The sequence below is a fragment of the Microvirga sp. 2MCAF38 genome, from assembly GCF_052115485.1.
Taxonomy (GTDB): Bacteria; Pseudomonadota; Alphaproteobacteria; order Rhizobiales; family Beijerinckiaceae; genus Microvirga.
The window spans coordinates 838,966-858,656 of the sequence record NZ_JBFRGU010000001.1 but is presented as its reverse complement, the minus strand read 5'-3'; the positions used below and the strand labels follow the sequence as shown (position 1 = coordinate 858,656).

The 19,691-nt window shown below is 59.6% G+C and carries 19 protein-coding genes and 1 tRNA gene; 14 read left to right on the top strand and 6 right to left on the bottom strand.

Going from position 1 to position 19,691, the window contains the following annotated elements:
• The gene (locus AB4072_RS04015; protein WP_441965601.1) at positions 1-3,192 is read right to left on the bottom strand and encodes a PAS domain S-box protein; all 3,192 of its coding nucleotides are present in this window, start codon (positions 3,190-3,192) and stop codon (positions 1-3) included.
• A gap of 302 nt (positions 3,193-3,494) precedes the next feature.
• On the opposite strand from AB4072_RS04015, the gene pstS reads away from it, so the two are divergent.
• The 6 genes from pstS to phoB all read left to right on the top strand — a co-directional run bounded on the left by pstS (position 3,495) and on the right by phoB (position 8,874).
• Positions 3,495-4,535 (top strand): phosphate ABC transporter substrate-binding protein PstS, encoded by a 1,041-nt coding sequence (gene pstS / locus AB4072_RS04010; RefSeq protein ID WP_441965600.1) that lies wholly within the window; start codon positions 3,495-3,497, stop codon positions 4,533-4,535.
• 165 nt (positions 4,536-4,700) lie between these two features.
• Positions 4,701-5,639: a phosphate ABC transporter permease subunit PstC gene (gene pstC, locus AB4072_RS04005; RefSeq protein ID WP_441965740.1), complete on the top strand. Its 939-nt coding sequence runs from the start codon at positions 4,701-4,703 to the stop codon at positions 5,637-5,639.
• Positions 5,640-5,652: 13 nt separating this feature from the next.
• Positions 5,653-6,543, top strand: coding sequence for a phosphate ABC transporter permease PstA (gene pstA / locus AB4072_RS04000; RefSeq protein WP_441965599.1), 891 nt, complete (start codon positions 5,653-5,655; stop codon positions 6,541-6,543).
• Positions 6,544-6,581: 38 nt separating this feature from the next.
• The gene (gene pstB, locus AB4072_RS03995; protein WP_441965738.1) at positions 6,582-7,355 is read left to right on the top strand and encodes a phosphate ABC transporter ATP-binding protein PstB; all 774 of its coding nucleotides are present in this window, start codon (positions 6,582-6,584) and stop codon (positions 7,353-7,355) included.
• Between the two features lie 85 nt (positions 7,356-7,440).
• Positions 7,441-8,157 carry a phosphate signaling complex protein PhoU gene (phoU, locus tag AB4072_RS03990; protein ID WP_441965598.1) on the top strand — a complete coding sequence of 239 codons (717 nt, stop codon included), beginning with the start codon at positions 7,441-7,443 and terminating at the stop codon, positions 8,155-8,157.
• Between the two features lie 3 nt (positions 8,158-8,160).
• The gene (phoB, locus tag AB4072_RS03985; RefSeq protein WP_441965597.1) at positions 8,161-8,874 is read left to right on the top strand and encodes a phosphate regulon transcriptional regulator PhoB; all 714 of its coding nucleotides are present in this window, start codon (positions 8,161-8,163) and stop codon (positions 8,872-8,874) included.
• A gap of 106 nt (positions 8,875-8,980) precedes the next feature.
• Here phoB and AB4072_RS03980 read toward each other — a convergent pair whose 3' ends face one another.
• Positions 8,981-9,523, bottom strand: a complete 543-nt coding sequence (locus AB4072_RS03980; RefSeq protein ID WP_441965596.1) for a GcrA family cell cycle regulator — start codon at positions 9,521-9,523, stop codon at positions 8,981-8,983.
• A gap of 366 nt (positions 9,524-9,889) precedes the next feature.
• Here AB4072_RS03980 and AB4072_RS03975 point away from each other — a divergent pair, with 366 nt between their 5' ends.
• Genes AB4072_RS03975 through AB4072_RS03965 form a run of 3 tightly spaced genes read left to right on the top strand, consistent with a single transcriptional unit; the run spans position 9,890 to position 13,013 of the window.
• Positions 9,890-11,098 carry an aspartate aminotransferase family protein gene (locus AB4072_RS03975; protein ID WP_441965595.1) on the top strand — a complete coding sequence of 403 codons (1,209 nt, stop codon included), beginning with the start codon at positions 9,890-9,892 and terminating at the stop codon, positions 11,096-11,098.
• Positions 11,095-12,030 carry an ornithine carbamoyltransferase gene (argF, locus tag AB4072_RS03970; RefSeq protein ID WP_441965594.1) on the top strand — a complete coding sequence of 312 codons (936 nt, stop codon included), beginning with the start codon at positions 11,095-11,097 and terminating at the stop codon, positions 12,028-12,030. The genes AB4072_RS03975 and argF overlap by 4 nt, the downstream gene beginning before the upstream one ends.
• Positions 12,027-13,013: an Hsp33 family molecular chaperone gene (locus AB4072_RS03965; protein WP_441965593.1), complete on the top strand. Its 987-nt coding sequence runs from the start codon at positions 12,027-12,029 to the stop codon at positions 13,011-13,013. Before argF ends, AB4072_RS03965 begins: the two co-directional genes overlap by 4 nt.
• Before the next feature lie 117 nt (positions 13,014-13,130).
• Here the strand turns inward: AB4072_RS03965 and argE are convergent, their stop codons facing one another.
• The gene (gene argE / locus AB4072_RS03960) at positions 13,131-14,303 is read right to left on the bottom strand and encodes an acetylornithine deacetylase (protein ID WP_441965592.1); all 1,173 of its coding nucleotides are present in this window, start codon (positions 14,301-14,303) and stop codon (positions 13,131-13,133) included.
• A gap of 144 nt (positions 14,304-14,447) precedes the next feature.
• Between argE and AB4072_RS03955 the strand changes: the two genes are divergently transcribed.
• The gene (locus AB4072_RS03955; protein ID WP_441965591.1) at positions 14,448-15,005 is read left to right on the top strand and encodes a hypothetical protein; all 558 of its coding nucleotides are present in this window, start codon (positions 14,448-14,450) and stop codon (positions 15,003-15,005) included.
• Positions 14,921-15,469: a M10 family metallopeptidase C-terminal domain-containing protein gene (locus tag AB4072_RS03950; protein ID WP_441965590.1), complete on the top strand. Its 549-nt coding sequence runs from the start codon at positions 14,921-14,923 to the stop codon at positions 15,467-15,469. The genes AB4072_RS03955 and AB4072_RS03950 overlap by 85 nt, the downstream gene beginning before the upstream one ends.
• Positions 15,470-15,605: 136 nt before the next feature.
• On the opposite strand, the gene apaG is transcribed toward AB4072_RS03950, so the two are convergent.
• The gene (apaG, locus tag AB4072_RS03945; protein ID WP_441965589.1) at positions 15,606-15,998 is read right to left on the bottom strand and encodes a Co2+/Mg2+ efflux protein ApaG; all 393 of its coding nucleotides are present in this window, start codon (positions 15,996-15,998) and stop codon (positions 15,606-15,608) included.
• Positions 15,999-16,223: 225 nt separating this feature from the next.
• Here apaG and AB4072_RS03940 point away from each other — a divergent pair, with 225 nt between their 5' ends.
• Positions 16,224-17,315, top strand: coding sequence for a 2'-deoxycytidine 5'-triphosphate deaminase (locus AB4072_RS03940; protein WP_441965588.1), 1,092 nt, complete (start codon positions 16,224-16,226; stop codon positions 17,313-17,315).
• 6 nt (positions 17,316-17,321) lie between these two features.
• On the opposite strand, the gene AB4072_RS03935 is transcribed toward AB4072_RS03940, so the two are convergent.
• Positions 17,322-17,621: a hypothetical protein gene (locus tag AB4072_RS03935; protein WP_441965587.1), complete on the bottom strand. Its 300-nt coding sequence runs from the start codon at positions 17,619-17,621 to the stop codon at positions 17,322-17,324.
• 114 nt (positions 17,622-17,735) lie between these two features.
• Here AB4072_RS03935 and AB4072_RS03930 point away from each other — a divergent pair, with 114 nt between their 5' ends.
• Both AB4072_RS03930 and AB4072_RS03925 read left to right on the top strand, forming a co-directional pair.
• Positions 17,736-18,149, top strand: coding sequence for a VOC family protein (locus AB4072_RS03930; RefSeq protein ID WP_441965586.1), 414 nt, complete (start codon positions 17,736-17,738; stop codon positions 18,147-18,149).
• A 352-nt stretch (positions 18,150-18,501) separates the two neighbouring features.
• Positions 18,502-18,576: transfer RNA gene (locus AB4072_RS03925), tRNA-Gly, on the top strand.
• Positions 18,577-18,810: 234 nt separating this feature from the next.
• Here AB4072_RS03925 and fdhD read toward each other — a convergent pair.
• A complete protein-coding gene (gene fdhD, locus AB4072_RS03920) occupies positions 18,811-19,644 on the bottom strand; it encodes a formate dehydrogenase accessory sulfurtransferase FdhD (protein WP_441965736.1) in 834 nt (277 codons plus the stop codon).
• Between the last annotated feature and the right edge of the window lie 47 nt (positions 19,645-19,691).

Here is a 19,691-nt window from a genome sequence, read left to right as displayed (position 1 = left end):
TCAAGCGCCTTCGATCATGTCACGAATGCGCTTTGTGAGCACCTCGATGGGGAACGGCTTCGTAATCATTTCCATGCCCACTTCGAGAAAACCCGAGGCGATGGCGGCGTTCTCGGCATAACCGGTTATGAAGAGAATTTTGAGATCCGGGCGATATTTGCGAGCGTGATCGGCAAGTTGCCGCCCGTTCATCCCAGGCAAGCCAATATCCGTCACGAGCAAATCGATATGCCCCGCGGCTTCGAGAATCTTCAAGCCGGACGGCCCATCCGCCGCTTGCAAAGCCCGATAGCCGAGGTCCTCAAGAACGTCGACGATGAGCCCACGCACAACCGGCTCGTCCTCGACGACGAGAACAGTTTCACCAGTGTCAGTTTTTGACGCAGCCGCTTGCTTATCGGAAGGGGCGGCTTCCTCAGCCGGCCCGTCGTAGCGCGGCAGGAAAATGCGGACGGAAGTGCCCTTCGCTACCTCGGAATCGATGACGACCTGTCCTTCCGATTGCTTTGCGAAACCGTAAACCATTGAAAGGCCGAGCCCTGTGCCCTGTCCAATCGGCTTCGTAGTGAAGAACGGATCAAAGGCGCGCGCTACCGTATCCGGAGACATGCCCGCGCCCGTATCGGTGACGCAAAGCGTGACGTATTGGCCGGGCTCTGCGTCGCGATGGCCCGCTACATAAATTTCGTCGAGAACGACATTCTCCATGTGGATCGTCAACGCTCCGGCACCGGACATCGCGTCTCGTGCATTGATGACGAGATTGAGAAGAGCGTTTTCCAACTGGTTCGGATCGCACAATGTCAGCCAGAGATCGTCGGCGCAGACGAGCTCGACCTCGATCGCCTCGCCCATCGTGCGGCGCACGAGATCTTCCATCGATGCGACGAGATGATTCAGCGCGACGGGTTTCGGATCCAGCGGCTGACGGCGCGCAAAGGCGAGCAGGCGATGGGTCAGCGCGGCCGCTCTGTTCGCGGAGGACATAGCGGCGTTTATGTAGCGGTCGATGCTCTCCAGACGCCCCTGCGCTATGCGGGTCTGCATCAATTCGAGCGAGCCGACGACCCCTGTCAGGAGATTGTTGAAGTCGTGCGCGATGCCACCGGTCAGCTGTCCGATGGCTTCCATCTTTTGCGATTGGCGCAGTTGTTCTTCGAGCTCCTTGCGAACAGTGATGTCGCGCCCCGACGCGTAGAACAGATCGCCCTCGGCGACGCTGGTCCAGCTGAACCATCGATATGTCCCGTTGATGTTGCGGACGCGCAAGTCGATATAGACGAGCCCCTCACGCTTCAGAACCTCGAAGGATTTGGCTAGTTTCGGCACATCGTCCGGATGAGTGAGATCAAGATACGTTTTTCCGACTAGATCTTCCTGAGAATATCCGAGAGCCTCCCTCCAGGCTGGATTGGCGCTTCGATAGCCGCCGTCCCGACCGAAGACGCAAAAGAGATCGCGTGAAACGCGCCAAAGTGAGTCGCGCTCGCGGGTTCGCTCCTCGATCTTGGCTTCCAGTTCATCGGCGGCTATGCGGGACTCCGTGATGTCAACGTTGCAGCCGACATAGCCGAGGAACGTACCGGCTCCGTCGAAGCGGGGCACACCTTCACAGCGAAGCCAACGCGTATTGTTGTGTTTGTCGTAGACACGGGCATCGACTCGGAAATTCGCGCGGGCCGTGCTCGCCTTCGCGAACAGGGTGAAGAACCCCTCGACATCGTCCGGATGGATCACCGTACGCCAGGCCTCGTCGCCGAGCCCCTGGGGGGAAATTCCGAAAACCTGTTCGTAATGACGGTTTGCGAAGATGATCCGGTTCTCGGGATCGGTCGCCCAGATCAACGCCGGTGCGCTGTCGGCCATCACCCGGAAGCGTGCTTCGCTTTCGCGGAGCGCGAGTTCCGTTTTTTTCTCCCGGTCGATATCGATAATTGTTGCGATACCGCCTCTTACTCGGCCATCGGCATTTTTGACCGGGGCGCCGATCAGGCGGATCCAAGCGCGCGTCCCGTCTCCTCGGCGATAATGGAGTTCCTTCTCGTTCGTTTCGCCACGGGTCAATGCGGTGAAAAGAGGGTCATCATCAATCGAGACCGAGCCATCCGTATCGCTGTGGGAAATCCACATACCGTCGGTCTCGGAATCCGATGAAGGCGGGACGGGATGCCCCACGATTTCCGCTGCCCTTGAGTTGGCGTCGGTGATGCGGCCTGACGGAGCCTCGGCGAAGACGAGGCCGATAGGAATCGTATTGAAGACGGCCCGAAGCCGCGCTTCGCTCTCCTGATAGGCATCTTCGACGAGCTTTCGTTCGGTTACATCGACAACCGCGCCGGGAAAGCGGAGTGGGTTGCCTTGAGTATCGTAGATGCATTCGCCACGTGCGAATATCCAGCGGACCGTCCCGTCCTTCTGGCGCAAGCGGAACTCCTGCGCATATTTTTCCCGATTCGCGATAGCTCCGCTGATGGTCTCCCAGACACGTTGCGTGTCATCAGGGTGGATGCCGGCCATGTACTCGGCCATCTCCGCACCTTTTGCCGCCTTGGCAGGGTCGACGGAAAACATGGTTGCAAACTTGGCGTCGGAATAGAACTTGTTGGTCCCGACATGCCAATCCCAGGTTCCGACCATGCCGGCCGCGTCGAGGGCATATCGAATCTGTTCGTCGCGCTGCGCCAGGCGCTGCTCGGCCAACACCCGTTCCGTCGTTTCGACGACGATGGCGAGGACGCCTGCGGACATCCCATTTTCGTCCCGAATGGGGCTGTAGTTCAGATCCACCCAGACGTCTTCCTTGATGCCGTTTCGGGAAAGGACGAGATGGTGATCGCGATAGGACAGAGTTCCTCCGCGCAGGCCGACACCCATGACGTGGCGGTTGAAGTCGGCCAAGTCGGGCCAGCCCTCCAGCACCGGCATGCCGAGCAACTTGGGATGCCGGTCGCCTGCGAAGGCTGAATAGGCATCATTGTAGATCATGATCCCGTCGGCTCCCCACAACGTCAAGATGGGGACAGGGGAGTGGAGGGCAAAGTCGATCACGGACCGAAGACTCTGGGGCCAACGTTCCAGACCGCCGAGACTGGTTTTGGACCAGTCGAAAGATCGGATCATCGCTCCGGTCTCGCCGCCACCCACCGGGAAGAGAACTCCCGGATTTCCACCTGTCTTGGCCGGCATATTCATGGCTGCGGTGCACCACATGGGAGGGGATTATGAAGAGTGGATGCCATTCACAACCTACGCGCTCCGTTCGGAGCCTTACTAACTGGGCCGCGAGCGTAGCTTTGTATAATTTGAAACGACGATAGATCAACGGTTCGCGAGGTTCAACAAGGGCCGAACGATCCTGTCTTCGGGTCATTGTCATCCAAGTGTCATTCAACTGTCGTAGACCCGACACGGCTAGGGCTTAGCGCTCCTGATCGAGCGGCATGCCCAGCGGTCCCGGACTGCCTGCCGCGTCTGATGATAAAGGGAGACGTTCCGTGAAATTCTTATCCTATGCGTTCCTGGCGGGCCTTGCTGCCGCTTCGCTGTCGAGCCCCCTCAAAGCCGCTGAAATCACTGGCGCCGGCGCGACCTTCCCGTTCCCGATCTACGCGAAATGGGCCGAGAGCTACCAGAAAGAGACGGAAAACCGTCTCAACTATCAATCCATCGGTTCGAGCGGCGGCATCCGCCAGATTCGCGCCAAGACGGTCGATTTCGGCGCCACGGACGCCCCGCTGAAGGGTGACGAGCTCGAGAAGGACGGTCTTCTCCAGTTCCCGATGGTCATGGGCGGTGTTGTCGCCGTTTATAACATCGAAGGCGTTGCCTCCGGCCAGCTGAAGCTGACGGGTGACGTTCTCGCCGACATCTACGCCGGCAAGATCACCAAGTGGAACGACGCGAAGATCGCTGGGCTCAATCAGGGCGTTAAGCTCTCCGACGCAACGATCACGCCGGTCTACCGTTCGGACGGATCGGGCACCACCAGCGTCTTCACAACCTATTTGTCGCAGGTTTCCGACGGCTGGAAGACTGGCCCGGGCGCTGGCGCTTCCGTGCAGTGGCCAACGGGCCAAGGCGGCAAAGGCAACGAGGGCGTTGCGGCACTCGTGAAGCAGGTACCGAACTCCATCGGTTACGTGGAATATGCCTACGCCAAGCAGAACGCCATTCCCTATGCTCAGCTCAAGAACAAGAGCGGCAAGTTCGTGGCTCCTGAAGCCAAGACGTTCCAGGCTGCTGCTGCTGGCGCGGATTGGAAGTCGGCTCCCGGCTTCGGCATCTCCCTGACCGACCAGTCCGGCGATGAAGCCTGGCCGATCACGGCTCCGACCTTCATCCTGGTCTACAAGAACCCCGAGAAGCCGGAGCAGGTGGCTGAAGCTTTGAAGTTCTTCAACTGGGCTTTCGCCAAGGGCGATAACCAGGCTGTCGAACTCGACTACGTGCCGCTTCCTGCCGCGCTCAAGGATCAGGTTCGCGCCAGCTGGGCCGAGATCAAGGACAAGGCGGGCCAGCCGCTTCTCAAGAAATAACTCTGACTTCGAGTGTGACCCTGCCGCCGAGGCAGGGTCATGCTCTTCCTGTCCTACCGTATGATCCTTTGGGCGAACTGGTCTCCATTTCGCCGGCTCATGCTCTAGAACCTTTGGGAGTGATCGGTGATGGTGGCTCTGTCTCAGAAACAATTCGTCATGAGCATGGATCGTCCTTCGCGCCGTTCGTCCCAATCGAACTTCGACAAAGTCTTCCGGCTCGCCAGCCTCGCCTCGGCGCTCCTAGTGTTGATCGTTCTCGCGGGCATCATCGGCTCGATGATATACGGCGGCTTGCCAGCTTTCGTCGAATTCGGTCCCGGTTTCATCACGTCGAGCGTCTGGGATGTACAGAAGGACCAATATGGCGCCTTCGTTGCCATTGTTGGCACTCTCACGACAGCTCTTATCGCGCTCGTGATCGGCGTTCCGGTCTCCATCGGTATCGCGATCTTCCTGACGCAGCTCTGCCCCCCTTGGCTCCGCCGTCCGGTTTCGACCACCATCGAGCTTCTCGCGGCGGTGCCGAGCATCATCTACGGCATGTGGGGCCTCTTCGTCTTCGCTCCGCTCTTTGCGAAATTCGTCCAGATCCCGGTTTCCAAGATTGTCGAAGGGCTGCCGATCTTCGGTACCATTCTCTACGCCCGCGTTCCTTCGGGCGTCGGCGTGCTGACAGCCGGCATCATCCTGGCCATCATGATCATCCCGTTCGTTGCGTCCATTACGCGCGACATCCTCGATCAGATTCCCACGATCCTACGTGAGAGCGCCTATGGCATCGGCTGCACCACCTGGGAAGTCGTGCGTCACGTCCTGGTACCGCAGGCCGGCGTGAGCATCATCGGCGCGATCATGCTCGGCCTCGGCCGTGCGCTCGGCGAGACCATGGCGGTGACTTTCGTCATCGGTAATGCGAACCGCCTGTCGGGATCCCTGTTCGATCCGGGCTCCACAATCGCATCGCGGATTGCCAACGAGTTCAACGAGGCTATCGGGCTTCAGCTCAATGCATTGATGGCCTTGGGCTGCATTCTGTTTCTGGTCACATTCGCAGTCCTTGTTCTCGCGCGGTTGCTGATCGCACGCGTGCAGACTCGCTGAGGAGAGCCGTTCAATGGACGTGGCCTTGCAACAAAGTCAGACGAAGCCCGCTCCTTGGGGACGTGTTCGGCGCGGCCGCTATGTGGCGGATCGTGCGCTTCGGGTCATTTGCACGCTGTTCACCGCACTCGGTGTTTTCGTACTGGGGTGGATCCTGCTGATGTTGCTTTATGAAGGTATCACTGCGCTTTCGCCTTCGATCTTCATAGCGACAACGCCGGGGCCCGGCACGAAAGGCGGCGGTATCGCCAACGCTCTTCTCGGGAGCCTGGTCCTCACCGTTCTCGGCATTGCGGTTGCAACGCCTATCGGCGTTCTGGCTGGAACCTATCTCGCGGAATACGGCAAGGGGTCTAAGCTCGCCGAGATCATTCGTTTCATCAACGACATCTTGCTCGCCGCGCCGTCGATCCTGATCGGCCTTTTCGTCTACACGCTCATGGTGAAACCCATGGGGAGCTATTCCGGTTGGGCGGGTGGTGTGGCGCTGGCGATCATCGCCGTGCCGGTGATCGTTCGCACGACCGAAGACATGCTGCGCCTCGTGCCCGGATCGCTGCGCGAAGCGGGTGCGGCTCTCGGCGCTCCGCTCTCGACGGTGATCATGAGCATCACCTGGCGCGCAGCGCGCGCCGGCATGGTGACGGGCGTGCTGCTCGCAACCGCACGCATCGCGGGCGAGACCGCGCCACTTCTGTTCACTGCGCTCAATAATAATTTCTGGTTCAAGCCGAACCTGATGGGCGGCGTCGCCAACCTGCCGGTCATGATCTACCAGTTCGCTCTTTCGCCTTATGAAAACTGGCGTCAGCTGGCCTGGGCCGGCGCTCTCATCATCACTTTGTCGATCCTGGCGCTGTCGGTCGTGGCGCGCCTCTTCCTGAAAAAGGACAATGCCCGATGAACCCCGTCGCTATCAGCGCGAGCTCCGCTATCGGACACATGCCCGCCGACATGGCCTCGCCGATACGGATCGCCGTCAAGAACCTGAACTTCTACTATGGTGACTTCCGCGGTCTGAAGGACATCTCGCTCGACTTTCACGATCGCCAGGTCACGGCACTCATCGGGCCGTCCGGCTGTGGCAAGTCGACCTTGCTGCGCACCTTCAATCGCATCTACAGCCTCTATCCCGAACAGCGGGCCGACGGCGAAATTCTGCTCGACGGGCAGAACATTCTCTCGAACGCTCTCGATGTGAACGAGCTGCGCGCCCGCGTCGGCATGGTCTTCCAGAAGCCGACCCCTTTCCCGATGTCGATCTATGACAACATCGCCTTCGGGATCCGCCTCTACGAGAAGCTCGGAAAGGTCGATCTCGAGGCCCGTGTCGAGGAAGCGCTCCGCAAGGCGGCCCTGTGGGACGAGGTCAAGGACAAGCTGCGCCAATCGGGCATGGGTCTGTCCGGTGGTCAGCAGCAGCGCCTTTGCATTGCGCGCACCATCGCGCAAAAGCCGGAGGTGATCCTGCTCGATGAGCCGACCTCCGCCCTCGACCCGATTTCGACGGGCAAGATCGAAGATCTGATCGAGCAATTGCGATCCGAGTTCACCATCGTGATCGTGACTCACAACATGCAACAGGCGGCACGCATTTCGCAGTTCACCGCCTTCATGTATCTGGGCGAGTTGATCGAATTCGGGCCCACGAACAAGATGTTCATGAACCCGAACCAAAAGCAGACCCAGGACTACATCACCGGCCGCTTCGGCTGATCGAAGCTCTTTTAATTTGCCGCATGACCTTAATGGATAACCGGGCTCCTTTCCCTGGTCATGCTCTACAAACGGAGGCTTCTCCATGGCGGAGCATATCGTCAGCTCCTACGACACCGATCTTCAGGATCTTCGGCGCCGCATATCCGAGATGGGCGGCATCGCGGAAAAGATGCTGATCGACGCCATCGCGGCGCTCGTGCGCAGTGATGTTCCTCTTGCGCAGGCCGTGATCGCCGCCGACGCGCGGCTCGATCTGTTGCAACGCGAGGTGGAGGAAAACGCGATCAGCACCATCGCCCGCCGGCAACCGCTCGCCATCGACCTGCGTGAGACGATCTCAGCCATTCGGGTCTCGGGTGATGTGGAGCGGATCGGCGATCTTGCGAAGAACATCGCCAAGCGCGCTCTGGCCATCGCGGGTCAGTTCCAGCCTCAAAAGATTGTCGTCGGCCTTCAACACATGAGCGATCTCGTGCTCGCGCAATTGAAGGACGTGCTCGATGCCTACGCACAGCGGGATACCGAGCGGGCACTCGATGTGTGGAAGCGCGACGGCGCAATCGACGCGCTCTACACCTCGCTTTTCCGCGAGTTGCTGACGTATATGATGGAAGATCCGCGCAACATTTCCTACTGTACGCATCTTCTCTTCTGCGCCAAGAACATCGAACGCATCGGCGACCACACCACGAATATCGCCGAGACGATCCATTACCTCGTCACGGGTGAGACACTCGCCATCGACCGCCCTAAGAACGACCGTTCCATCGACGCGACCATCGTCGCGACGGGGGCATAACGCATGGGACCGCGCATTCTGATCGTCGAGGACGAGGAACCGCTGACTCTCCTCCTGCGCTACAATCTCGAAGCGGAAGGCTACGAGGTGGATAGCGTCAGCCGCGGCGACGAGGCTGAGATCCGTCTGCGCGAGCAGGTGCCGGACCTCGTGCTGCTCGACTGGATGCTGCCGGGCCTGTCGGGGATCGAACTCTGCCGCCGTATTCGTGTGCGGTCCGAGACCGAGCGGCTGCCGGTGATCATGTTGACGGCTCGTGGCGAAGAGGGCGATCGCGTGCGCGGTCTTGCGACGGGTGCCGACGATTACATCGTCAAGCCGTTCTCGGTGCCGGAGCTGCTGGCGCGGGTCCGGGCTTTGTTACGGCGAACGAAGCCCGCGCATATCGCGACACTCCTTATCGCGGGCGACGTGGAGCTTGACCGTGAAACGCATCGTGTCCGACGCGGCAATGGGGAGATCCATCTCGGCCCGACGGAATTTCGTCTTCTCGAATTCCTCATGCAGAGTCCTGGGCGCGTGTTCAGCCGCGAGCAGCTTTTGAACGCGGTATGGGGCCACGATGTCTACATCGACGAGCGGACCGTCGATGTCCACGTTGGGCGGCTGCGCAAAGCGGTCAACGTGCCGGGTAAGCCGGATCCGATCCGCACGGTTCGAGGCGCCGGCTACTCCTTCGATGAGATCTTTGCCCGAGGTGAAGCTGCCGCGAGCTAGCGCGCGCGTTCAGTAAAATTGGCTTCCTGATAAACGTCAAAAAGAAAAGAGGGCGTCCAGAGACAATCTGGACGCCCTCTTTAATTCAGGGAAATATCTGCGCGCCTTAAGCGCGGGCCAGCTTCCTGTCGCGACGGCGATCGATCACCGGCTGATAGGCGATCTGGGCGTGATGGGTGCAATACGGGACGCCCGGATTCGAGCGAGCGCCGCAGAAGCGGAATTCCGGTTTCGTCGGATCGCCCATGGGCCAGCGGCACATGGATTCACGCAGTTCCATGATCGTCACGCGCTCGGACGTGGGCAGAGCGATAGAGTCGTCCATGACCGGAAGTTCGATTTCGGACGAGGCGGCAATCGCTGCCGGAATCGGTGCGATCACAACGTTACTGCGAATGGGAGCTGCGATGGGCGTCGGCGCGCTCGGTGCGCGGGTGGTCTTGCGCGCACGGGCAGGTGTGCCATTCGCGGCCGGCTTCGCGGTCTTGGTGCGGCCTGACAGGCCGAGGCGGTGAACCTTGCCGATCACCGCATTGCGGGTGACGTTGCCGATCTCCGCGGCGATCTGACTCGCGCTTAAACCATCGGACCACAGCTTTTTCAGCTGTTCGACCCGCTCGTCAGTCCATGTTCCGCCCGCATCAATCATTTTCAACTCTCCACCGGGGCAACTTCTACCGAACCTTGAATCCCCCACCTGTCGCGGACGAACGGGTCCGACCGCGCCATTGTGGTCGCTCTTGAGGGTAAAAGTCGCCGCACGAATGTCCGTACTCGACGGCTCCGAAGTTACTTATGGGGGGAGTCCGGCGCAAGAGTCACGGGCCTCACCGAACTGTTTTCCCCAGGGAAACTCGCCACGACCCATATGGCGCGCGTGATCATTGAGTTCATTTCTCTTGAATTGACAAGGGGTTTAGCCTCGCTAGAATCTCCACCGTGCCGCCCCGGTTGGGCGGCGCTTTCTTTTTTTGGCCCCAAGGTGCGACCTTGGGTCCTCATGCGGAGACGCACCGTGACATCGCATTTGCTGCCGATCTTTGCTCGCGCCGACCTATCCTTCGAAAGGGGAGAGGGAGCCTGGCTCTTTGGCCGAGATGGGCAGCGATATCTCGATTTCGGGGCCGGCATTGCCGTCAACGCCTTAGGCCACGCCAATCCTCACCTGATCAAAGCTTTGACCGAGCAAGCGGGAAAGATCTGGCATACGTCCAATCTTTATCAGATCCCCGAGGGCGAGCGGCTGGCGCAGCGCCTTGCGGAGAACACCTTCGCCGACGTGGTGTTCTTCACCAATTCCGGCGCGGAAGCCAATGAAGCGGCCATCAAGATGGCGCGCAAGTATCACGCGGCGAAGGGGAATCCCGAGCGTTTTCGGGTGATAACCTTCGAAGGCGCCTTCCACGGCCGCACTCTCGCCACAATTGCCGCCGGTGGACAGGCGAAATACCTGGAGGGCTTCGGACCAAAGGTCGAGGGCTTCGATCAGGTACCCTTCGACGATATCGAGGCCTTGAAAAAAGCCATTGGCCCTGCGACGGCTGCTTTGATGATCGAGCCGATCCAGGGCGAGGGCGGCGTCCGGCCCGTGTCGAATGCCTTCCTGCGCGAGCTGCGCGCGTTGTGCGACCAGCATGACCTTCTCTTGATCTTCGACGAGATCCAGACCGGCGTTGGACGCACCGGCAAGCTCTTCGCTTATGAATGGACTGGGATCGCGCCGGATATCATGAGCGTCGCCAAAGGCATCGGCGGTGGTTTCCCCATGGGCGCATGCCTTGCGACAACGAAAGCTGCATCGGGTATGACGGCTGGCTCCCACGGCACCACCTTCGGCGGCAATCCGCTCGCCATGGCGGTGGGCAACGCCGTGCTCGATGTGATCCTCGAACCCGGTTTTCTGGAGCACGTGCAGAAGGTCGGTCTTCTTCTCAAGCAGCGTCTCGCAGAATTGAAGGATCGTCATCCCGCTGTGATCGCCGAAGTGCGTGGCCAAGGGCTCCTGATGGGCCTGCGAACCCACGTCCCTAATACCGACTTCATCACGGCCGCCCGCAACGAAAAGCTGATCGTGATCGCCGCCGGCGACAACGTCACGCGTCTTTTGCCGCCCTTGATCATTTCGGACACGGAAGTGACGGAAGCCTTCCAGCGCATGGATGCGGCCTGCGTTGCCATTGAATCTCACTTGAAAACCATCTCGCAGCGGGGAGCTGCCGAATGACCACCGATAATGTCCGTCACTTTCTCGACCTGTGCGATTTCACGGGGCCGGAAATTCGCCATGTCCTGAATGTCGGCGCTGCCATCAAGGCGAAGCACCGCAAGGGTGAGCGTCAGAAGGAGCGCCCGCTTGAAGGCAAGGTGCTCGCCATGGTGTTCGACAAGCCCTCGACCCGCACGCGCGTCTCGTTCGATGTGGGCATGCGCGAACTCGGTGGTGAGACGCTGATGCTGACCGGCGCGGAAATGCAACTCGGTCGCGGCGAGACCATCGCCGATACCGCGCGCGTTCTTTCACGGTATGTGGACGGCATCATGATCCGCACGCTCGATCACGCCATGGTGGCCGAGCTTGCCTCGGCTGCGTCGATCCCGGTCATCAACGGCCTCACGAAATCGACCCATCCTTGCCAGATCATGGCCGATGTCATGACCTTCGAGGAACATCGCGGCCCCATCAAGGGCCGCACAGTCGCGTGGTCGGGCGATTCCAACAACGTGCTGGCCTCGTGGGTTCATGCGGCGGCGCGTCTCGATTTCCAGATCAACATCGCCTCTCCGCCGGAATTGGCGCCGCAGAAGGAGCTTCTCGCCTGGGCGGTCAAGGAAGGCGCAAAGGTCAACGTGACGACGGATGCGTTCGAAGCCGCCGAGGGAGCCGATGTGATCGTCACCGATTGCTGGGTCTCCATGGGCGACGAGGACGAGTTCCGCCGGCACAATCTGCTTAAGCCTTACCAGGTCAACCGCCAGCTCATGAACGTGGCGGCCAAAGACGCGATCTTCATGCACTGCCTGCCTGCCCATCGCGGTGAGGAAGTGACCGATGAGGTCATGGATGGTCCGCAATCGGTTGTCTTCGACGAGGCCGAAAACAGGCTTCACGCGCAGAAGGGTATTCTGGCGTGGTGCCTCGGAGAAGCCGGAGCATGAGTTCTGCGCCTTTCGAAGGAAACGACGACGTCGTTCTGCCCTTTTCCGTCGAACCGCTCGACGTGCGTGGCCGCGTTGTGCGGCTGGGTGCGTCGATCGACACGATCCTGGCACGGCACGGCTATCCGGATGCGGTCTCACGCGTTCTCGGTGAGGCGACGGCGCTGACGGTTCTTCTCGGCTCGTCGTTGAAGTTCCAGGGACGCTTCCAGCTCCAGACCAAGACGGATGGCCCCATCGAAATGGTGGTGGTCGATTTCGATGCGCCTGATCGCGTGCGCGCCACGGCGCAATACGATCAGGTGAAGATCGACGCCTTGGGCGCGGGCACTCACAAGACCGGAGATTTGATCGGTTCGGGCTATCTGGCGATGACCATCGACCAGGGTTCTGACACCAGCCGCTATCAAGGTGTCGTGGCACTCGAGGGCCAGGGCTTCGAAGAGGCGGCGCACCAATATTTCCGCCAGTCGGAGCAAATTCCGACGCGTGTGCGCCTCGCCGTCGCCGAGCAGTTCGAGGAAGGACGTCGCACCTATCGCGCGGGTGGGATCATGATCCAGTTCTTGCCGACCTCGCCGGAGCGGATGCGACAAGCCGATCTCTCGCCCGGCGATGTGCCGAAAGGCCATGAGGCGCATGACTCTTCGACGGCCGAAGATGATGCCTGGACGGAGGCGAAAGCTCTCGTTGAGACGGTCGAGGATCATGAATTGATCGATCCGACCGTGTCGAGCGAGCGGCTTCTCTATCGCCTGTTCCACGAGCGCGGCGTGCGCGTTTTCGAGAAGCAGAACGTACACGAGGAATGTCGCTGCTCGCACGAGCGCGTCATGGGCATGATGCTGCGTTTCTCCGCTGAGGATCGTCGCGACATGGTCGGCGACAATGGCCGCATCGGCATTACGTGCGAGTTCTGCTCGCGCTTCTACGATCTCGATCCGGCGGAAGTGGAATCCGAGATCGCACGCTCAAAAGACTGAATCCTCACGGTCGGGCTTGCCCCCGAAGTCGGATGTTTCCGACTTCGGTTTTTCAATGTGGAAATAGGCAGATGCCTATTTCCGGCCGCGCCTTCTTCGTTCAAGGCCCCGGGCGTCCTAAGAATTCGCGCAAGTCGCGGCGAGGCGGCGCATGAAGGCGGCGCCGGCCTCGAATTGCTCGAGCGTAATGTACTCATCAGGCTGATGCGCCTGATTGATCGAGCCAGGTCCACACACGACGGTCGGAATGCCGGCCGCCTGGTAGTGACCTGCTTCCGTGCCGAACGGAACGGTCTGCGTCTGGTTGCGCCCGGCAAGCCGCAGCGCCAGGACTTCGGCGACGGAGCCCGGCTCCGGCGCGAGACCGGGAACCGCGACTTCAAGCACCGTTTCGATCCGCCCGAAATCACCGAAGCGATTGAGGCGCTTCAGTGCAACCTCTTTCGCGAAGTGATCGAGGCGTGTCGGAATCTCCTGCGGATCGAGACTCGGCAGGCCGCGGAACTCCCACTGAAACGCACATGATTTCGAGATGATGTTCCGGGCGGTTCCACCCGCGATCACGCCCACATGCACCGTGGTGTAGGGCGGGTCGAAACGTCCGCTGGGGTCGCCGCGCTTCATCATCTCGTCGCCGATGCGATTGAGCTCGACGACGAGTTCCGCCGCGGTCATCACTGCGCTTGCACCGAGATAGGGCTTCGACGAATGCGCCTCGTGGCCATGCACCGTCGTCGTGAAGGTTACGACGCTCTTGTGCGCATCGACCACATCCAAATTGGTCGGTTCGCCGACGATGGCGGCCTTCGGCAGCGGCAATTCGTGTCCAAGCTTGCGAATGGTGTCGATGACGCCAAGGCAGGTCGTCTCCTCGTCATAGGAGAGCATGATGTGGATCGGCGTCGTGAGATTTGCTGCGAGGAATTCCGGGACGAGCGCCAAAGCCAGCGCATCGAAAGCCTTCATATCGACCGCACCGCGCCCATAAGCACGGCCATCGGCGATGCGCAGGCTATAGGGGTCGGATGTCCAGCTCTGACCCGTCACCGGCACCACATCGGTATGGCCCGACAACACGACACCGCCCCGATCCTGCGGACCGACCGTTGCGTAAAGCGCCGCCTTGTCACCCTTTTCGTTGGGCACGCGAATAAAAGGCACGCCCCAACTCGTGAGATATTCCTCCACGAAACCGATCAGCGCGAGGTTCGACTTCGCGCTATCGGTATCGAAAGAGACAAGCTTCGCCAGCATTTCAAGCGGCGTCAGCCGCTGGCCGTGGGGAGACATGAGAGTCCTCGAATTTAGGGCCGACCGTGGAGCCGAGCATCAACGGTCCTAGTCGCCGGACGCATCAGCGTCAATTTTACGAACTCGACTTCTGCGCGATTGATAACGAACCGGGAGTTGTAATTTGGTCCCTCCGCAGGAAACATGATCGAGGCGCCTGTCGCTCAAGGACTGCCTGGAGGTGGCTATGCCTATGCCATGGCCTATGGAAAGGCTGACAATGAGAAAATTTATTTCGGCTCCGTCAGCAATCCGTATTCCTCGCTGTCTGCGGACGTCTTTACACCAGGAGTCGTTGCCAATCAGATCGACCCGACCTTTGGCGTGTTGCGGGATGGTCGCTACGTCATAAACTGGTTGGAGGGAAACAGCTCAGGCTATTCCGTGAAGTCAAAGATCCTCGACGAGCGTAAAAGCGCTGTCACCGTTTACGGCACCGAAGATCGCGACGACTACATCGGAACCACCTATAGTGATCAGCTTTTCGGGAAAGGCGGCGACGACTACCTCGAAGGAAGCGGTGGTAACGACACGCTCGACGGTGGCGCTGGTGCCGATACGATGTCGGTGGCTACGATTGGGCGTCGAAGAACAACACCATCTATTACGTCGACAACTTGCTCGACAAATGCATCGAGACCTGGGATGGCGACACCGACAAAATCATCACGTCGATCGATTGGACGCTGGGCAGCTACATAGAAAATCTCACCGCCAGTGGTTCCGATGCGTTGAAATTGACAGGCAATAGTTTGGCGAATGTCATCGTTGGCAATGCTGGCGACAACACTATTTCCGGCGGCCTCGGGAAGGACACGCTAACAGGCGGAGATGGTAAGGACACTTTCATCTTCAACACGAAATTGTCGAAGACGAATATCGACAAAATCACTGATTTCAACATCAAGGAAGACGTCATTTATCTCGAAAACAAATATATGCCGAAACTCGGTAAGAAAGGGTCTCTCTCCAACCCGGCCCAACTGAACAAGAAGATGTTTTGGACCGGAGCGGCGGCACACGACGCTGATGACAGGATCATCTACAACAAGAAGACCGGTGCACTGCTGTATGATGCTGATGGATCGGGGAGCGGAGCCGCAGTCCAGATCGCAACCTTGAACAAGAATCTCAAGATCAAGGCCGACAAATTTTTCGTTATCTAGGACCCGGCGACGACGTCGCAGACTAAGGGACTCGATGGCAGAATGCTGCTGTCGAGGCCCTTAAATGGCAGAAACAATACCGTCTCAGAGCGTAAGCCAGAACCCGGTCTTCCGGAAGGATCACGCCGGCCTGGATTTAATGAAGGGTCTTCTTCAGGTCTGGGCTATCGAGTGAGAAAGCCGGGATTTCCGCGCTGAAGCTTTCTCCCGAACTCATTTCCATGACGTAACTTCCCTGCATGGTTCCGCTTGGCGTCGCAAGCGGGCAGCCGCTGGTGTAGTTATAGCTTTCGCCAGGGCCGAGAATGGGCTGCTCGCCCACCACTCCGGCACCCCGCACCTCCTGAATGCGCCCGTACTGATCGATGATTTTCCAATAGCGTGCGCGCAACTGCACGCGCTCCCGGCCGGTGTTGATGATCTCGACCGTATAGGCAAAGAAATAGCGGCTTTCCTCCGGGGAGGATTCCTCGGGCATGAAACGCGGGGTTACCGTCACGCTGATGCCGCGGGTTACGGCCTTATACATCGAACCTCTCACAGGCAGGGTAAAGCATGAGACGCCTTGGTACGGCGATCGCTATTTCCCGTCAAATCAGTAAGCCGCGACATCGAAGTCCTCACAGTGCTATCGGAGCAGGCTCAGCCGGCTCTTCGCACCCTGGAGGCAGAGGAATGGGGAGAATTTAAAGCAAGCCTCTTGGCCGTACCGCTTGATTTAAGCTAGGGAAGGAGATCAAGCGCGGAAGAAGACATGGTTGCGTTGCAGGACGGTATCCAATCGGCTGATGCCATTGCACGCCTCGCGGAAGCGGGCGTGATCAAGACGGACACGCCTTTCGCGTCCGATCAAATCCAGCCGGCGAGCCTCGATCTACGCCTTGGACGGCGTGCCTATCGGGTTCGTGCGAGCTTTCTGCCCGGCCCGACGCGGACCGTGCACGATCGGCTCGAGCGGCTGAGCTTCCACGAAATCGACCTGTCGGCAGGCGCCATCCTCGAAACCGGCAGTGTTTATATCGCCGAGTTGCAGGAGGGGCTTATTCTCCCCGCTAACCTTTCGGCATCCGCCAATCCCAAGAGTTCGACAGGCCGGATCGACGTTTTTACCCGAGTGATCACTGACCGCTCACAGGAATTCGACACGATTGGCGCAGGCTATTCCGGCCCACTCTATGCGGAAATATCGCCGCGCACTTTCCCGGTGCTAGTCCGCACGGGCACTCGTTTGTCGCAGTTGCGGTTACGCAAAGGCGAGTTTCGCCTGAGTGATGCGGAGCTTCTAGCCCTCCACCGGCGAGATCCGGTCGTGACCTCCAGCGTGCCGTCCATTCAGGGCGGCGTGGCGGTCAGCGTCGATCTGGAAGGGTTCGGTGAGAATAAACTCGTTGGCTACCGCGCCAAGCGCCATACGGGGCTCGTCGACGTGGACAAGCCCGGATCCTGCCGCGTTGACGATTTTTGGGAGCCGCTTTACGCGGATCCGAGCCGCACTCTCATCCTGGATCCCGGTCAGTTCTACATTCTCGCCTCGAAGGAGGCGGTGCGCGTGCCGCCGGACTACGCCGCCGAAATGGTACCGTTCGACCCGCTCGTCGGCGAGTTTAGGGTTCACTACGCCGGCTTCTTCGACCCAGGCTTCGGCCATGAGGCAGCAGGCGGCGAGGGGGCTCGTGCGGTGCTGGAAGTTCGCTCCCGCGACGTGCCCTTCATCCTCGAAGATGGACAGATCGTCGGGCGCCTCGTCTATGAGCGCATGGCTGAGCGCCCAAAGACGCTCTACGGGTCGGGGGCCGGATCGAATTATCAGGCGCAAGGCCTGAAGCTTTCCAAGCACTTCAAGTAGGGCGCTTTAGCCCCGCGCCCGCGGGGCCCGCACGAGCCAACTGACGGACATGAAGGCCCCGATCCAAGAGCCGATGGCGGCGAAAACCACATAGACCGCGTGTTCCGTATAGCTGATGACGGCGAAGGCCGAGAGCAGATACCAGATTCCACTCCAATTGGCGGCTCTGAAGCGATGCCGCGCGACGACGGCGGCGTTGAAGAAGACATAGGCCGCATCCGTCGTGGCCGTGGCTAGGACGACACCCAGCGCTATAAGAGGGTCGATGTTGAACGGCATGGCCTGCTCCGTGGAAAACAGCTTCATGATTTGCCAACGGCTATGATTGCGCAATGACCTTCCCGCACAATGCCAAATTGTTTTCCGTGCCTCGGGTGGTATCTTCGCCTGGAAAGACAATGAAGGTTCGGGAGCCGTGGGATGCCGAAGCTGAACGCGATCTTGGAAACCGCGCTCTATGTCGATGATCTCGACCGAGCCAAGATGTTCTATACGACGGTCATGGAGCTTCGCCTTCTTCTTTCCAACGACCGGATGTGCGCTTTCGATGTGAACGGCAGGAACGTTCTTTTGCTTTTCAAACGCGGCGAGTCGGCGAATGCGATGACCATTCCCGGAGGGATCATCCCCGGGCACGACGGGGATGGCTCTTTGCACATCGCCTTTGCCGTGGCGACCGAAGACTTGCCTCAATGGGAGACTTCACTGGAAGCGCATGGCATCGACATCGAGAGTCACGTGGACTGGTCGCGTGGCGGCCACAGTCTATACTTCCGGGATCCGGACGGTCACTTGATCGAACTCGCGACACCGGGGCTTTGGGAGACATATTGAATACGTTCAAACGCAGCCATCTCAGATATCACGTCGCATTCGCGACGAGCCCAATTTTGTCGGGACCTGCCTCGTGCATCTCGTTGTCGGTTCAGCCTGGGCCGCCGATATCCAAGTGAGCTTTTTTCGATAAGGCGCGGTGTGGATGGTGTCGCTCGGGCGCACGGTCGTCTCGCACGCCTCCGAGCTTCGAGTAGCCGCTGACCTCGGAATTATTCCCGAGCAAGGATCCATGAGAATGCGTTTGACGCCATCGCTACCATCTTGCTAAAAACGAAGGGCACACAAATAGCACATAAAGCCCTCAGCAAAATCCGCTGAGGCGCCTAAATTGCTGATATTGTTAGTGTTTGCGGGTGTAGTTCAGAGGTAGAACGTCAGCTTCCCAAGCTGAATGTCGTGGGTTCGATTCCCATCGCCCGCTCCAATCTTTTCCAAAAAATCGAGAGGCTGAGGTCGTCCTTGCAAGGGCATGGCTTGCAAGGTCCTGATTTTACTGGAATTTCGGCCCCATCGTCTGTCTATTCCAACGAGCGCAAATGCGGGGTGTGGATGAATACCAGCGAATAAGGCCCTTCTGCCGAGACGTTCCTGTCTTCGAGAACAGGCTGCTCAACTAAGTTTTGACCGTTTCTGCTGACGCCGGTCCTTGTACGTTCTCCTAAATCATCGCGTCGACCGTCACTCTTTCTCGTCCATGAAATACCGTCATGCTATCGCGCCGGGCGATGCCGATCAGAGTTATGTCGTGTTGGCGGGCGCGTTCCAAGGCAAGGGATGTCGGAGCCGAGATAGCAATGAGGGTTCGTGCGCCGAAGGCCGCGACTTTTTCCACGAGTTCGAACGAACAGCGGCTTGTGACGATGACGAAGCCTTCGTTGGCGGGCGTCCCCGAGCGCAAAAGAGCGCCGATGAGTTTGTCGAGAGCGTTGTGACGGCCGACATCTTCACGCACCACGATGAGGCGACCGTCGAGGTCGGCCCAGGCGGCGGCGTGGACGGCATGCGTCTCGCGGTTGAGCGGCTGCGCATCGTCGAGGGCCGTTAACGCACGAGCGATTGCGGTCGCCGACAAGCGCGGTGCGGCATGCTCGGGAGAGCGGGAGCTTGGCAAGGCAGCGAGATCGTCGATCCCGCACAGGCCGCACCCGGTGCGGCCAGCGAGCGCTCGTCGCCTTGCGAGATGTGCGTGGAGGCGTTCGGAAACGAGATCGATCTCAAGCCTCAAACCGCGCTCTTCTTTTGCAACCCGAACGGCGCGGATGTCGCCCGAGTGTTCGACGATGCCTTCTGTGAGACTGAAGCCGTAGGCGAAATCCTCAAGGTCGGTGGGTGTCGCCATCATGACCGCGAAAGGGAGGCCGCCGTAGATAAGATTGATTGCCGTTTCGACAGGCACGGCGCGGCTTGCCGCCGAGGCATCGCCTTCGTCGAATGGCACGATGACGGTAGAAACATCCTCCGAAGCGCGCAGCGGACAACCTCCTCTGTGCAGGCGTTGAGATGAGCTTACACGCGAAGGCTGCCCGCTCAAACTCGCCG